This is a genomic window from Kitasatospora sp. NPDC059817 (assembly GCF_042731835.1).
GTDB lineage: Bacteria > Actinomycetota > Actinomycetes > Streptomycetales > Streptomycetaceae > Kitasatospora.
Window position 1 is genome coordinate 1 of record NZ_JBHWIR010000061.1, and the last position, 13,954, is coordinate 13,954.

Annotated in this window: 15 protein-coding genes and 5 tRNA genes; 15 read left to right on the top strand and 5 right to left on the bottom strand. The window is 72.0% G+C overall.

Annotation, left to right across the window (positions count from 1 at the left end; all coding sequences use genetic code 11):
* Nucleotides 1-300: 300 nt before the first annotated feature.
* The 5 genes from ACFV61_RS15660 (at nucleotide 301) to ACFV61_RS15680 (ending at nucleotide 805) form a co-directional block, all read left to right on the top strand.
* Nucleotides 301-372 (top strand) — tRNA-Gln (locus ACFV61_RS15660).
* A 37-nt stretch (nucleotides 373-409) separates the two neighbouring features.
* Nucleotides 410-482, top strand: a tRNA-Glu gene (locus ACFV61_RS15665).
* Between the two features lie 27 nt (nucleotides 483-509).
* A tRNA-Glu gene (locus ACFV61_RS15670) sits at nucleotides 510-582 on the top strand.
* Nucleotides 583-608: 26 nt separating this feature from the next.
* A tRNA-Glu gene (locus tag ACFV61_RS15675) sits at nucleotides 609-681 on the top strand.
* Nucleotides 682-730: 49 nt separating this feature from the next.
* Nucleotides 731-805 (top strand) — tRNA-Gln (locus ACFV61_RS15680).
* 105 nt (nucleotides 806-910) lie between these two features.
* Here ACFV61_RS15680 and ACFV61_RS15685 read toward each other — a convergent pair.
* Nucleotides 911-1,624 (bottom strand): IclR family transcriptional regulator, encoded by a 714-nt coding sequence (locus ACFV61_RS15685; protein ID WP_063347714.1) that lies wholly within the window; start codon nucleotides 1,622-1,624, stop codon nucleotides 911-913.
* Between the two features lie 232 nt (nucleotides 1,625-1,856).
* Here ACFV61_RS15685 and leuC point away from each other — a divergent pair, with 232 nt between their 5' ends.
* The 4 genes from leuC to ACFV61_RS15705 all read left to right on the top strand — a co-directional run bounded on the left by leuC (nucleotide 1,857) and on the right by ACFV61_RS15705 (nucleotide 5,274).
* Nucleotides 1,857-3,293, top strand: coding sequence for a 3-isopropylmalate dehydratase large subunit (gene leuC, locus ACFV61_RS15690; protein ID WP_380492099.1), 1,437 nt, complete (start codon nucleotides 1,857-1,859; stop codon nucleotides 3,291-3,293).
* Nucleotides 3,294-3,298: 5 nt separating this feature from the next.
* Nucleotides 3,299-3,895: a 3-isopropylmalate dehydratase small subunit gene (gene leuD / locus ACFV61_RS15695; RefSeq protein ID WP_063347712.1), complete on the top strand. Its 597-nt coding sequence runs from the start codon at nucleotides 3,299-3,301 to the stop codon at nucleotides 3,893-3,895.
* Nucleotides 3,896-4,076: 181 nt separating this feature from the next.
* Complete coding sequence (locus ACFV61_RS15700; RefSeq protein ID WP_371517045.1) at nucleotides 4,077-4,424, top strand: hypothetical protein; 348 nt, start codon at nucleotides 4,077-4,079, stop codon at nucleotides 4,422-4,424.
* 133 nt (nucleotides 4,425-4,557) lie between these two features.
* Nucleotides 4,558-5,274, top strand: coding sequence for an HU family DNA-binding protein (locus ACFV61_RS15705; protein ID WP_063347711.1), 717 nt, complete (start codon nucleotides 4,558-4,560; stop codon nucleotides 5,272-5,274).
* 207 nt (nucleotides 5,275-5,481) lie between these two features.
* Here the strand turns inward: ACFV61_RS15705 and ACFV61_RS15710 are convergent, their stop codons facing one another.
* The gene (locus ACFV61_RS15710; RefSeq protein ID WP_063347710.1) at nucleotides 5,482-5,703 is read right to left on the bottom strand and encodes a hypothetical protein; all 222 of its coding nucleotides are present in this window, start codon (nucleotides 5,701-5,703) and stop codon (nucleotides 5,482-5,484) included.
* A 56-nt stretch (nucleotides 5,704-5,759) separates the two neighbouring features.
* Nucleotides 5,760-6,443: a 2-phospho-L-lactate guanylyltransferase gene (gene cofC / locus ACFV61_RS15715; protein WP_063347709.1), complete on the bottom strand. Its 684-nt coding sequence runs from the start codon at nucleotides 6,441-6,443 to the stop codon at nucleotides 5,760-5,762.
* A gap of 232 nt (nucleotides 6,444-6,675) precedes the next feature.
* On the opposite strand from cofC, the gene ACFV61_RS15720 reads away from it, so the two are divergent.
* The 3 genes from ACFV61_RS15720 (at nucleotide 6,676) to ACFV61_RS15730 (ending at nucleotide 9,734) form a co-directional block, all read left to right on the top strand.
* Entirely contained in the window at nucleotides 6,676-7,500 is an 825-nt protein-coding gene (locus ACFV61_RS15720; RefSeq protein WP_063347708.1) for a 1-acyl-sn-glycerol-3-phosphate acyltransferase, read from the top strand.
* Between the two features lie 14 nt (nucleotides 7,501-7,514).
* A complete protein-coding gene (locus ACFV61_RS15725; RefSeq protein WP_079135606.1) occupies nucleotides 7,515-8,498 on the top strand; it encodes an NAD(P)H-dependent glycerol-3-phosphate dehydrogenase in 984 nt (327 codons plus the stop codon).
* A gap of 90 nt (nucleotides 8,499-8,588) precedes the next feature.
* A complete protein-coding gene (locus ACFV61_RS15730) occupies nucleotides 8,589-9,734 on the top strand; it encodes a D-alanine--D-alanine ligase family protein (RefSeq protein ID WP_363375958.1) in 1,146 nt (381 codons plus the stop codon).
* Between the two features lie 67 nt (nucleotides 9,735-9,801).
* On the opposite strand, the gene ACFV61_RS15735 is transcribed toward ACFV61_RS15730, so the two are convergent.
* Entirely contained in the window at nucleotides 9,802-10,320 is a 519-nt protein-coding gene (locus ACFV61_RS15735; protein ID WP_380376604.1) for a DUF3515 domain-containing protein, read from the bottom strand.
* A 20-nt stretch (nucleotides 10,321-10,340) separates the two neighbouring features.
* Entirely contained in the window at nucleotides 10,341-10,574 is a 234-nt protein-coding gene (locus ACFV61_RS15740) for an Lrp/AsnC ligand binding domain-containing protein (protein WP_363375953.1), read from the bottom strand.
* Between the two features lie 206 nt (nucleotides 10,575-10,780).
* Between ACFV61_RS15740 and ACFV61_RS15745 the strand changes: the two genes are divergently transcribed.
* From ACFV61_RS15745 to thiD, 3 genes are all read left to right on the top strand, one after another.
* Entirely contained in the window at nucleotides 10,781-11,746 is a 966-nt protein-coding gene (locus ACFV61_RS15745; RefSeq protein WP_063347704.1) for a thiamine-phosphate kinase, read from the top strand.
* 196 nt (nucleotides 11,747-11,942) lie between these two features.
* Complete coding sequence (locus ACFV61_RS15750) at nucleotides 11,943-12,968, top strand: 6-phosphofructokinase (RefSeq protein WP_063347703.1); 1,026 nt, start codon at nucleotides 11,943-11,945, stop codon at nucleotides 12,966-12,968.
* An 81-nt stretch (nucleotides 12,969-13,049) separates the two neighbouring features.
* Nucleotides 13,050-13,895, top strand: coding sequence for a bifunctional hydroxymethylpyrimidine kinase/phosphomethylpyrimidine kinase (gene thiD / locus ACFV61_RS15755; RefSeq protein ID WP_380492101.1), 846 nt, complete (start codon nucleotides 13,050-13,052; stop codon nucleotides 13,893-13,895).
* Nucleotides 13,896-13,954: the final 59 nt, after the last annotated feature.

Genomic DNA, 13,954 nt, shown 5'->3' on the forward strand with positions numbered 1-13,954 from the left:
CCCGCTGTCACACCCCGCGCCGGACGTCTCGGGTCCTTGGGGGTCTCGTGGGCTCGGTGTGGTGTTTACGAGACCGGCCTCGTGCCGGGCCCGCTGCCTGCCCGGACGTCACCGCCGGGACGTCACCGCCAGGTCGCCCGGCCGCTGCCTGGGGTTATCGATTTTGGAGCCGGGGCCGGCGTCGGGTAATGTTCTTTCTGCGCCGCCCGGGAGGGAACGGACGAGGGAGCGAAACCCTCCACCCGGCCCCGAACGAGAGGCGCAACGCCTGAGAAGGCCCCGACAGGGGTTCAACTCTGGTGGGGTATGGTGTAATTGGCAGCACGAGTGATTCTGGTTCATTTAGTCTAGGTTCGAGTCCTGGTACCCCAGCGCAGTACGCAAGTCCAGCAGTACAAGTGAAGAACAAGCCCCCGTTGTGTAGCGGCCTAGCACGCTGCCCTCTCACGGCAGTAGCGCCGGTTCGAATCCGGTCGGGGGTACTGATCCCGCAAGGGATCACCTGGAAAGCCCCCGTTGTGTAGCGGCCTAGCACGCTGCCCTCTCACGGCAGTAGCGCCGGTTCGAATCCGGTCGGGGGTACTGATCCCGCAAGGGATCGCCAGGAAGCCCCCGTTGTGTAGCGGCCTAGCACGCTGCCCTCTCACGGCAGTAGCGCCGGTTCGAATCCGGTCGGGGGTACTTCAGAGCATGAAGCCGGTGGGTTATCCCATCGGCCCTTGCTTTGCGTTGGGGTATGGTGTAATTGGCAGCACGAGTGATTCTGGTTCATTTAGTCTAGGTTCGAGTCCTGGTACCCCAGCCAGAAATTCAAGGCCCCGGTTTCCGGGGTCTTTTTTTGTATTTCCCGGAGCATTCCGAAGGGCCCCGCGCGGTGGTGCTGCGCGGGGCCCTTTCCGGATGGCGGCGGTCAGCCGCGGCGGAGGGCCTCGGTGAGCCGGTTCGCGGCCTCGATGATGGCCTGGGCGTGCAGGCGGCCCGGGTGACGGGTCAGCCGCTCGATCGGGCCGGAGACGGAGACGGAGGCCACCACGCGGTTGGAGGGGCCGCGCACGGGAGCGGAGACGGACGCGACGCCCGGCTCGCGCTCGCCGATCGACTGGGCCCAGCCGCGCCGGCGGACGCCGCTGAGCGCGGTGGCGGTGAAACGGGCGCCCTGGAGGCCGCGGTGGAGCCGCTCGGGCTCCTCCCAGGCCAGCAGGACCTGGGCGGCCGAGCCGGCCTTCATCGGCAGGGTGCTGCCGACCGGGACGGTGTCCCGCAGGCCGGAGAGCCGCTCGGCGGCGGCTACGCAGATCCGCATCTCGCCCTGGCGGCGGTAGAGCTGTGCGCTCTCGCCGGTGACGTCGCGCAGGTGGGTCAGGACCGGGCCCGCGGTGGCGAGCAGCCGGTCCTCGCCCGCCGCGGCGGAGAGTTCGGAGAGACGGGGGCCGAGGATGAATCGCCCCTGCATGTCCCTGGTGACCAGACGGTGGTGTTCGAGTGCGACGGCGAGCCGGTGGGCCGTGGGGCGCGCCAGACCGGTGGCGGCGACCAGCCCCGCCAACGTGGCGGGGCCCGACTCCAGTGCGCTCAGCACCAGAGCGGCCTTGTCGAGAACGCCGACGCCGCTAGAGTTGTCCATGCCCTAAGACTGCAGTCTCATTCCGCGAGACGCAAGTTCAATCTTCCGGGAAAAGCGCCACTCTGGATGCAGCAGCCCGGGAGGCATCCAGGATGCGACCTCACCAGAGTGTCCGCATCGTGGACAGCGATCCGGCGTGCAGGTCGCGCGAACGCGCCCGCCACAGGGCGGCGGGAGCTCCGACCTCGACGACACGAGAAGGCCGGCAACGCGGCCGGCTGGAGGGAATCCGATGGGACGGACACTCGCAGAGAAGGTCTGGGACGACCACGTCGTGCGGCGCGCGGAGGGAGAGCCCGACCTGCTCTTCATCGACCTCCACCTGCTCCACGAGGTGACCAGCCCGCAGGCCTTCGACGGGCTGCGGCTGGCCGGCCGGACGGTCCGCCGCACCGATCTGACGATCGCCACCGAGGACCACAACACCCCCACCGTGGACATCGACAAGCCGATCGCCGACCCGGTGTCCAAGGTGCAGTTGGAGACGCTGCGCCGCAACGCCGCCGAGTTCGGCGTCCGGATCCACTCGCTCGGCGACATCGAGCAGGGCGTCGTGCACGTGGTCGGCCCGCAGCTGGGCCTGACCCAGCCCGGCATGACCGTGGTCTGCGGCGACTCCCACACCTCGACCCACGGCGCCTTCGGCGCACTGGCGTTCGGCATCGGCACCAGCCAGGTCGAGCACGTGCTGGCCACCCAGACGCTGCCGCTGGCGCCCTTCCGGACCATGGCCGTCACGGTCGAGGGCGAACTGCCCGAGGGCGTCACCGCCAAGGACCTGATCCTGGCCGTGATCACCAAGATCGGCACCGGCGGCGGCCAGGGATACGTCCTGGAGTACCGCGGTTCGGCGATCCGGGGCCTGTCCATGGAAGCCCGGATGACCATCTGCAACATGTCCATCGAGGCCGGCGCCCGGGCGGGCATGATCGCCCCGGACGAGACCACCTTCGACTACCTCAAGGGCCGTCCGCACGCCCCGCAGGGCGAGGACTGGGACGCCGCCGTCGCGTACTGGTCGACCCTGGGCACCGACGAGGACGCGGTCTTCGACCACGAGATCTTCATCGACGCGGCCGCGCTGACCCCGTTCGTCACCTGGGGCACCAACCCCGGCCAGGGCGCCCCGCTGGGCTCCGACGTGCCGGACCCGGCCTCCTTCGCCGACCCGCAGGAGCGCGCGGCCGCCGAGAGCGCCCTCGCCTACATGGGCCTGGAGGCCGGCACCCCGCTGCGCGAGGTCACCGTCGACGCCGTCTTCGTCGGCTCCTGCACCAACGGCCGGATCGAGGACCTGCGCGCCGCCGCCGCCGTCGTGGAGGGCCGCCGGATCGCCGACGGCGTACGGATGCTGGTCGTCCCCGGCTCCGTCCGGGTCGCCCTGCAAGCCGTGGAGGAGGGCCTGGACAAGGTGTTCACCGCGGCCGGCGCCGAGTGGCGCCACGCGGGCTGCTCGATGTGCCTGGGCATGAACCCCGACCAGCTCGCCCCCGGTGAGCGCTGCGCCTCCACCTCGAACCGCAACTTCGAGGGCCGGCAGGGCAAGGGCGGCCGGACCCACCTGGTGTCCCCGCAGGTCGCCGCCGCGACCGCCGTCCTGGGCCGTCTGGCCGCACCGTCCGATCTGCCCTCCGACCTGGCGGACACCAACGTGGCTGTGGAGGCCTGAGAACCATGGAGAAGTTCACCACCCACACCGGCCGGGCCGTTCCGCTGCGGCGCTCGAACGTGGACACCGACCAGATCATCCCGGCCCACTGGCTCAAGAAGGTCACCCGTTCCGGTTTCGAGGGCGGCCTTTTCGAGGCCTGGCGCAAGGACGAGTCGTTCATCCTCAACCGGCCCGAGCGACAGGGCGCCACGGTCCTGGTGGCCGGCCCGGAGTTCGGCACCGGCTCCTCCCGCGAGCACGCCGTCTGGGCGCTGCAGAACTACGGCTTCCACGCGGTCATCTCGTCGCGCTTCGCGGACATCTTCCGTGGGAATTCCCTGAAGAACGGACTGCTGACGGTCGTCCTGCCGCAAGAGACCGTGGAACGGCTCTGGGCGCTCACCGAGAGTAACCCTTCGGCCGAGATCACCGTTGATCTGGAAGCCCGCGAAGTCCGGGCCGAGGGCGTCACCGCGTCTTTCGAACTGGACGACAACGTCCGGTGGCGGCTGCTCAACGGGCTGGACGACATCAGCATCACCCTGCGGAACGAGGCCGACATCGCGACCTTCGAAGCGACCCGTCCGGCCTTCAAGCCCCGTACTCTGCCGGTTGCCTGAGATCCCCTCAGAACAAGCATTCTGGCGATCCACCGGATGGCCCGCCTCCCCTTCGGGGGGGCGGGCCATCCGCCGTTCCGGAGCACGAGTTAGCGCCGCGGCCCACCCCGGATTGCCCATTTGGCTTTGCCGGAGAGGGCCCCGCGCAAGTACAACTGCGGGTAGATGGCACAATCAGTACATGCACCGGCACCATGAACCTCCGTACGCGGGCGGCGAACCCGCGGCTCCGGAGTCCGTGGGCCGGGGATCCGAACGCCGAATTGACGATCGGCCGGACGTCGCCTCCGCACCAGCTGAGGGGCCGGACGACCAGGAAGTCGCAGCGCTCTACGCGCTTGTGGCCGAGCGGTTGAAGCAAGCTCACGCCCGCGTGCATGCGCTGAACGTGTCTGCCGATGCAAAGACCGCTCTCTCCCGTCAACTCCTCATCGTCACCGAGACCGCCAAGCGCGATCTTCCGGAGGCGGCAAGGCGGTTGAGTCGCTTTGTACATGACCTCGACGAGGGGCGCCCGCCCGTCGCCTGAGGTCGCCGACGCGCAAATCCATTGCGACACTAGGGTGATTCGCGCGTTTGGTAATTGAAAGTCCGCAGATACATACCTAACGTGCGAAAAGAACGGATGGAATCATCCGGCGCCCGTTTCCGAAGGGGAAGACGTGAACAAGGCTCAGCTTGTCGAAGCGGTGGCCGAGCAGCTGGGCGGTCGCAAGGCTGCCGCAGAGGCCGTCGACGCAGTGCTCGACACCATGGTCCGTGCCGTTGTGGCCGGTGACCGGGTTTCGGTCACTGGTTTCGGCACCTTCGAGAAGGTGGAGCGCTCCGCGCGCTTCGCCCGCAACCCGCAGACCGGCGAGAAGGTCAAGGTCAAGAAGACCTCGGTGCCCCGCTTCCGTCCCGGCCAGGGCTTCAAGGACCTGGTCAGCGGCAGCAAGAAGCTGCCGAAGGAAGGCCCCTCGGTGAAGAAGGCCCCCAAGGGCTCCCTCACCCCGGGCAAGAGCGGCGTCGCCGCCACCCCGGCCGCCAAGCGCGCCGCGACCAAGCGTGCCGCCACGGCCGCCGCCGCCGCTGCTCCGGCCAAGAAGGCCGCCGCCAAGAAGGCGACCACCACGGCCGCGGCCAAGAAGACCACCGCGACCGCGACCAAGAAGACGGCCGCCGCCGCCAAGAAGGCGACCACCACCGCCGCCGCGAAGAAGACCACCGCGACCGCGACCAAGAAGACGGCCGCCGCCGCCAAGAAGGCGACCACCACCGCCGCCGCCAAGAAGACCACCGCGACCGCCAAGAAGGCGACCGCGACGGCCAAGAAGACGGCTCCGGCGAAGAAGACCGCCACCCGCAAGACCACCGCGCGCAAGACCTCTGCCAAGTAGTCCCGCGCAGCGGTCCTCGGACGGCCTTCGGCAGAGAGCCGCGGCACCCCCCCTCCGTGAATTACGGAGACCGGGTCGCCGCGGCTCTTTCGATTTCCGGGCGCTTAGTCAGGATTCTCCGACCGACGGTGACCAGGCACGGAACGCGAAGGCGGACGTGCCGGACGGCGGGGGAGGAGCAGCGGGGGGACGGCCAGCGGAGGGCGGTCAGCCCGCGGCGGGGTCGGGGAAGGTCTGCAGCGTCACGAAGACCACCCGGCGGGCCTCGCCGGCGCCCTCGGTGCGGATCCGCACCCGCTGGCCCGGCCGCAGCAGTCGCAGACCGCCGGCGTCGAAGGCGGCCGCGTCGAACGGCACCGGGGTCCCGTCGTCGAGCAGCACGGAGCCGGCCCGGGTGGCGGGGTCGAAGGTGAACGCGGTGGCCTGCATGGCAGCAGCATAGCGAGCGGCCCCGACCGGCCGGACGGCGTCCCGCGGGACGCCGGTCAGGCCCGTGCCAGCCGGGCGAACAGACTGCTGGTGTACGGGCCGAGGCCGAGCACCGCGGCCTCGCCGAGGTCCGCGCCGGTGTCGACGTCCCGGCGCACCGACTCCACGTCCGCCAGGCGCAGTTCGAGTGCTCCGCCGGCCGCGTGCCGGGCCCGTGAGCCGTCCCCGAAGGCGGGGGAGAGCGGGCGCCCGGGGGTGCAGGCGAGCAGCGTGGTGCCGAGGCCGGGGGAGTCCGGCAGGAAGGCCCGGCCGTCCGGTGGCACCGCGCCCAGCACCCGGGCCAGTTCGACCGGGCGCAGGGCCGGCAGGTCCGCCGAGAGGGCGGCCAGCGGCGAGCGCGGGGCGAGTGCCAGGGCGGCCGCCGCGCCGTGTACCAGCGCCTCGTTGAGGCCCTCGCCGGGTTCGTCGGCGACCACCACCGCGCCCAGCGCCGCCAGCCGGGCGCCGGCCGCCGCGTCCCGGGTGACCACCAGGACCCGGGCGACGCCCGGGGTGGCCAGCGCGGCGGTGGCGGTGTCGAGCGCGAAGGACAGCGCGAGGTCCGCCCGGTGCGGCCCGGCGTACGGGGCCAGTCGGCTCTTCGCGAGGGCGAGCGGCTTGAGCGGCAGCACCAGCGACCAGTCGGTGGTGGGTGCGGGGGGCGCGACGGGCCCGTTGGGGCGTACGGTGTCCTGGGTCATCGGCGTCATTGTGACGCCGGTCCCGGAGCCCTCGCCAGGCCGTCCGATCTGTGCGGACGTGCGTTTGATCACGCCTGCCGGGCGGGTTGGTGCGGTCGCTCGACAGCCGGTGAGCAGCCGGGCGAGACTGTTCCGCACCCGTGATCCGGGCACCGGTCCCGTACCGGTGCGCGGTACCGGGAGGTTATGACCGCGGCACCCCACGTGCCGCTTCGGATGAGGAGGACCTGGGGTGGCCCGCCGCTCGTACGCCAAGTTCGGCAACGCCGACTACGGCATCTGGTACCGCTTCGCGGCCGTGCTGGTGAAGCCGGTGACGACCGCGCTGGTGAAGCCCGACTGGCGGGGCTGGGAGCACCTTCCGAAGGAAGGCGGCTTCATCGCCGCGGTGAACCACAATTCGATCATCGACCCGGTGATCTACGCGCACTGGCAGTACAACAGCGGCCGTCCGCCGCGCATTCTCGGCAAGTCCTCGCTGTTCTCGATTCCCTTCATCGGATTCATGCTGCGCAAGACCGGCCAGATTCCGGTGTTCCGCGAGTCCACCGATGCCGCGCAGGCTTTCCGGGCCGCTATCGACGCCGTCAACGGCGGCCAGTGCGTGCAGTTCTACCCGGAGGGCACGCTCACCCGGGACCCGGACCTGTGGCCGATGACCGGCAAGAGCGGCGTCGCCCGGGTCGCGCTGATGACCGGCGCGCCGGTCATCCCGGTCGCGCACTGGGGAGCGCACGAGATCATCCCGCCGTACGGCCGGCCGGGCTTCGGGAAGGGCAAGTTCAACCTCTTCCCGCGCCACCGGGTCACCGTGGCGGCGGGACCTGCGGTGGACCTGAGCAAGTACCGGGGCCAGGAGCTCACCGCCCAGGTGCTGGGCGACGCCACCGAGGACATCATGACGGCGATCACCGCCGTGCTGGCCGACGTCCGCGGCGAGGAGCCGCCGGCCGAGCGCTACGACATGCGCAAGGCCGCCCGGAACCGCGCCGCCGCGGCCGCCGCCGAACGCCGGCGCGCCAAGGGCGGAAACGACGACGAGGAGGGCGGCCGGTGACCCGCTGCGCAGTGATGGGGACGGGCTCGTGGGGCACCGCCTTCGCGATGGTGCTGGCCGACGCGGGCAGTGACGTCGTCCTGTGGGCCCGCCGCCAGGAACTCGTCGACGCCATCAACACCACGCACGAGAACCCGGACTACCTGCCGGGCGTGCCGCTGCCGGGCTCCGTCCGGGCCACCACCGACGCCGCCGAGGCGCTGGCCGGCGCCGACTTCGCCGTCCTGGTGGTGCCCTCGCAGACGCTGCGCGACAACCTGGCCGCCTGGACGCCGCTGATCGAGCCGCAGACCGTGCTGGTGAGCCTGATGAAGGGCATCGAACTCGGCACCGCCAAGCGGATGAGCGAGGTGATCGACGAGGTCACCAAGGTCGGCCCGGAGCGCGTCGCAGTGGTCAGCGGGCCCAACCTGGCCCGGGAGATCGCCAACCGGCAGCCCGCCGCCAGCGTCGTCGCCTGTGCGGACGAGGCGGTCGCCAAGCGGCTCCAGGCGGCCTGCCACACGCCGTACTTCCGCCCGTACACCAACACCGACGTGCTGGGCTGCGAGCTCGGCGGCGCGGTCAAGAACGTGATCGGCCTGGCGGTCGGCATGGCGGCCGGTATGGGGCTCGGCGACAACACCAAGGCGACGCTGATCACCCGCGGGCTGGCCGAGACCACCCGGCTCGGCGAGGTGCTCGGCGCCGACCCGCACACCTTCGCCGGGCTCGCCGGGATGGGCGACCTGGTCGCCACCTGCTCCTCGCCGCTGTCGCGCAACAACACCTTCGGCATGAACCTGGGCCGGGGCATGTCGCTCGCGGAGACCATCGCGGCGACCCGGCAGACCGCGGAGGGCGTCAAGTCCTGCGAGTCGGTGCTCGACCTGGCCCGGCGCAACGGCGTCGACATGCCGATCGTCGAGGCGGTGGTGGACGTCGTGCACAACGGGCGGCCCACCCAGGAGGCGCTCCAGGCCCTGATGTCCCGTTCGGCGAAGGCCGAGCGGCGCTGAGCGGCGCTGACGGCGCGGCGGTGGTCCGGGGCGGTGGCCGGGGGCGGCTGACGCCCCGGAAACCCTTCGCACGGTAGTCTCAAACCCGATATGAGCATCGAACAGTCCTCCCCGAACCCGTCCGCTGCGAAGCCGCGCGTCGCGCTGGTCTTCGGCGGACGCAGCTCCGAGCACGGCGTCTCGGTGGTCACCGCCGGCAGCGTGCTCAAGGCGATCGACCGCGAGAAGTACGAGGTGCTCCCGATCGGGATCACCCCCGAGGGCCGCTGGGCGCTGGTCAGCGACGAGCCCGCCCGGATGGCCATCACCGACGGCCGGATGCCGGACGTCACGGGCGTCGCCGAGTCCGTGGACGGGCAGGTCGCGCTGCCGATCGCCCCGGGCGACCGGGAGGTCGTCCTGAGCGAGCCGGGAAGCACCCCCAAGGCCCTCGGCGAGGTCGACGTGGTGTTCCCGCTGCTGCACGGCCCCTGGGGCGAGGACGGCACCCTGCAAGGCCTGCTGGAGCTGTCCGGCGTGCCCTACGTCGGCAACGGCGTGCTCTCCAGCGCGGTCGGCATGGACAAGGAGTTCACCAAGCGGATCCTGGCCTCGCACGGCCTGGGCGTCGGCCGGTACACCATCGTGCGGCCGCGTGACTGGGAGAGCGAGGCCGGCCGCGCCGCGGTGCGCGAGCGGGCCGCCGAACTCGGCCTGCCGCTGTTCGTGAAGCCCTGCCGGGCCGGTTCCAGCATGGGCATCACCAAGGTCAAGGACCTCGCCGACCTCGACGCCGCGATCGAGGAGGCCCGCCGGCACGACCCCAAGCTGATCATCGAGGCCGGCGTGAGCGGCCGCGAGATCGAGTGCGGCGTGCTGGAGACCGAGGACGGCCCGAAGGCCAGCCTCCCGGCCGAGGTGCTGGTCGGCGACGGCTTCGACTTCTACGACTTCGAGGCCAAGTACATCGACTCGTCCGAGGTGCAGATCCCGGCGAAGCTCGACGACGGGCAGACCGCCGAGATCCGCCGCCAGGCGGTGGCCGCGTTCGACGCGCTCGGCTGCGAGGGCCTGGCCCGGGTGGACTTCTTCCTGCTGGAGGACGGCACCTGGATGGTCAACGAGATCAACACCATGCCCGGCTTCACCCCGATCTCGGCCTACCCGAAGATGTGGGAGGCCACCGGGCTGTCCTACCCGGAGCTGATCGACCGGCTGCTCCAGGCGGCGCTGCGCCGCTCGACCGGCCTGCGGTAGCCGCGCGCGGACGACGGAGGGCGGGCCGGGAAGCTCCCGGCCCGCCCTCTCGGCGCCCCTCGCGGGCTCAGCCCGGGATGGTGGCCTTCACCGCGCCGGTGAGGGCGGCGGCCGGGTCCAGCGGGCTGGCGTAGACGCCGGCCGGGGAGGTCACCTCGACGTACGCCGCACGCATGGTCGCGACGAAGCGGTAGCCGCCGTCGTCCAGCTTCTGCGACCACCACGTGAGGTCGTCGACCGTCGGCGACATGTCCGCGGCGTGCGGGCCGTTCAGCTCGTCCGGGCGGTCGATCCCGCAGCGCAGCACCGTCCGGGGTGTGGTGTCCCACGCGGCCACGTACGGAGAGGCGGGCGACGGGTCCTTGCGGGCGTGGCCGAGCAGCTCCTGCGGCAGGGCCGCGGCCAGCGCGCGGCAGTACTCGGCCGCCTTGCCGCCCGGCCGGGGGGCCGCCACCGATTCGTCGGCGGAGCCCCAACTGCCGAGCAGCACGACGACCGTGCAGGTCAGGGCGAGCGGCAGGGCCAGCCAGCGGACGGGCGCCGGCAGTGCCGTCAGCGCCCGGGGGATTCGGAGTTCTCTGGCCACCCGCCGATGGTAGCCGGGCCTTACAGGTGCACCACCGGACAGGTGAGGGTGCGGGTGATGCCCTCCACCTGCTGGACCTTGGCCACCACCAGGCGGCCCAGGTCGTCCACGGTGTCGGCCTCGGCCCGGACGATGACGTCGTACGGGCCGGTGACGTCCTCGGCCTGGAGGACGCCGGGAATCTCGGAGATCGACTGGGCCACGGCGGTGGCCTTGCCGACCTCGGTCTGGATCAGGATGTATGCCTGTACCACGGGGACCTCCGGCGGCCGGTTACGGGGATCGCCGCCGTGAGCGCCCGGACGGTCGTCGGGGTGGGAACGGGCTCACCGGCAGTCTGATCACCACGCTACCGCGCGGTGGGCCGGGGAGGGGAGACCCCGACACCCCGGAAGGGCGTACGCTGCGCGCGGGGGCGCGACGGGGACGAGTTCAGTATGGACATGCGAGAGGACGGCAGATGCAGGGGACCGTGGGCGAGCTCGGCGAGTTCGGTCTCATCAGGGAGCTGACCGCCCGGGTGCCGCTCACCGACGCGGTCGACCTCGGCCCCGGTGACGACGCCGCGGTGGTGAAGGCCCCGGACGGCCGGGTGGTGGCCACCACGGACGTCCTGATCGAGAACCGGCACTTCCGCCGGGACTGGTCCACCGCCTACGACGTGGGCCGCAAGGCCGCCGCCCAGAACCTCGCCGACGTGGCCGCCATGGGAGCGGTGCCCACCGCGATACTGCTCGGCCTGGTCGCCCCCGCCGACCTGCCCACCACCTGGGCCACCGAGCTGATGGACGGGCTGCGCGACGAGTGCCAGGTGGCCGGGGCGACGGTGGTCGGCGGCGACGTGGTGCGCGGCGACACCGTCACGCTGGCCATCACGGCGCTCGGCGACCTCCAGGGGCGCGCCCCGGTGACGCGCGCCGGTGCGCAGGTCGGCGACGTGGTCGCGGTGACCGGCTGGCTCGGCTGGTCGGCCGCCGGACTCACCGTGCTGCAACGCGGCTTCCGCTCCCCCCGCGCCTTCGTCGAGGCGCACCGCCGGCCCGAGCCGCCGTACCACGCGGGCCCGGCCGGCGCCGAGTTGGGCGCGACCTCGATGATCGACGTGAGCGACGGACTGGTCGCCGACCTCGGCCACGTGGCCCGGGCCAGCGCGGTGGACATCGACCTGAAGGCCGCCGACTTCGACGTCCCGGCGCAGATGGCCGACATCGGACAGGCGGTCGGGGTGGACCCGTTGGTCTGGGTGCTGTCCGGCGGCGAGGACCACGCGATCGTGGCGACCTTCCCGCGCGGGGTCCAACTCCCGGCCCGCTGGCGGGTGGTGGGCGAGGTGACCGGCCGCCCCCGGGGCAGCCGCAGCGGCCGGGTGACGGTGGACGGCGCGCCCTGGGACCGGGTCGGCGGCTGGGACCACTTCGCCGAGTGACGGGCGGCCGCGCCGATTGTCGTACGGCACACGGCGGGTGACCCCCGGACACCGGCGCGCGGCGGGCGGCGCGTGACCCCCGCACTCGCGGCGCACGGGCTTCGCGGGTCCGTTTTGCGTAGGCTGGCGACAACCGAGCCCGCCCGCCGTCTGCTGTGGGTGGTCTGAACCACTGCGAGCGGGAGCGCACCCAGTCATGCGTATCGGTGTACTGACCAGCGGCGGCGACTGCCCCGGCCTCAACGCGGTGATCCGCTCCGTCGTGCACCGGGGCACGGACGTGCACGGCGACGAGATCGTCGGCATCCTGGACGGCTTCCTCGGCCTGATCGAAGGCCGCACCCGGCCGGTCTCGCACGACGACGTCACCGGCCTGCTCACCCTCGGCGGCACCGTCCTGGGCTCCGCCCGGGTGCAGCGCGAGCGGATCTCCTGGGCGGTGGAGAACGCGAAGACGCTGGCCCGGGACATCGGCATCGACGCGCTCATCGCGATCGGCGGCGAGGGCACGCTGACCGCCGCCAGGCTGTTCAGCGACGCCGGACTGCCGGTCGTCGGGGTGCCCAAGACCATCGACAACGACATCAACGCCACCGACGCCACCTTCGGCTTCGACACCGCGGTGCACGTCGCGACCGAGGCGATCGACCGGCTCAAGACCACCGCGGAATCCCACCAGCGAGTCATGGTCGTCGAGTTGATGGGTCGTCACACCGGCTGGATCACCCTCACCGCGGGCATGGCCGGCGGCGCGCACGGCATCCTCATCCCGGAGAAGCCCTTCGACATCGAGGCGGTGGCCCGGATGGTCGACGACCGCTTCGACCGCGGCAAGAAGTTCGCCATCATCGCCGTCGCGGAGGGCGCCGCCCCGATGCCCGGCACCATGCGCTTCGACCACGGCGAGGTCGACCAGTACGGCCACCGGACCTTCGGCGGGATCGGCAACCGGCTCGCCCACGAACTGGAGAACCTGCTCGGCAAGGAGGCCCGCCCGGTCATCCTCGGGCACACCCAGCGCGGCGGCACCCCGACCGCCCGGGACCGCGTGCTCGCCACCCGCTTCGGCTGGCACGCCGTCGAGGCCGTCCACCAGGGCGCGTTCGGCCACTTCACCGCGCTGCGCCGGACCGGGATCGAGCTGGTGCCGATCGCCGACGCGGTGACCCGGCTGAAGACGGTGCCGGAGGACCGCTGGGTGGAGTCCGAGGCCGTGCTCTGAATGCGCGCAGGTAGGTTGCCGTGCTCTGAACGCGCGCAGGTAGGGTGCCGCGCTCCGAACGCGCGCAGGTAGGTTGACCTCATGGCCCACCCGTCTCCCACCCCCGCCCTTGACCGTCGCGCTGCGCGCGGCCCCTCTACTGCCCCTCCCCGTGTGCTCACCGTCGCCGGCTCCGACTCCGGCGGTGGCGCCGGCATCCAGGCCGACCTCAAGGCGATGCTCGCCCTCGGCGTCCACGGCATGAGCGTGATCACCGCCGTCACCGCGCAGAACTCGCTCGGCGTCCAGGGCTACTGGGAGCTGCCCGCCGAGGCCGTCCGGGCGCAGTTCCGCAGTGTGGTCGACGACATCGGGGTGCAGGCCGTGAAGACCGGCATGCTCGCCTCGATCGAACTGGTCGAGACCGTCTCCGAACTGCTGGCCGGGGTGGACGCCCCGGTGGTCGTCGACCCGGTCGGCGTCTCCAAGCACGGGGACGCCCTGCTGGCCGCCGAGGCCGTCGCCACCGTCCGCGAGCGGCTGCTGCCGGTCGCCACCCTGGCCACCCCCAACCTGCACGAAGTGACCCAGCTCACCGGCCGGACCGTCGAGGGCGAGGGGCAGATGCTGGACGCCGCCAAGGCGTTGCTCGACCTCGGGCCGCGCTGGGCGCTGGTCAAGGGCGGCCACCTGGAGGGCGAGGCTGCGGACCTGCTCTACGGCGGGCCCGGCGAGGTGCACTGGTACCGGGCGCCGCGCTACGACAACCGGCACACCCATGGCACCGGGTGCACCCTGGCCAGCGCGATCGCGGCCGGGCTGGCCAAGGGCGAGTCGCTGCCGGAGGCGGTCGGCTCGGCCAAGGCGTACATCACCGGCGCGATCGCCGGTGGCTTCGCGCTCGGCGCCGGGATCGGCCCGGTCGACCACGCCTGGCGCTGGCGCTGACCCGGCCGGGGGGGGGGCCCCCCCGCCCCCCCCCCACCCACGGGGGGGGGGGCGAGAAC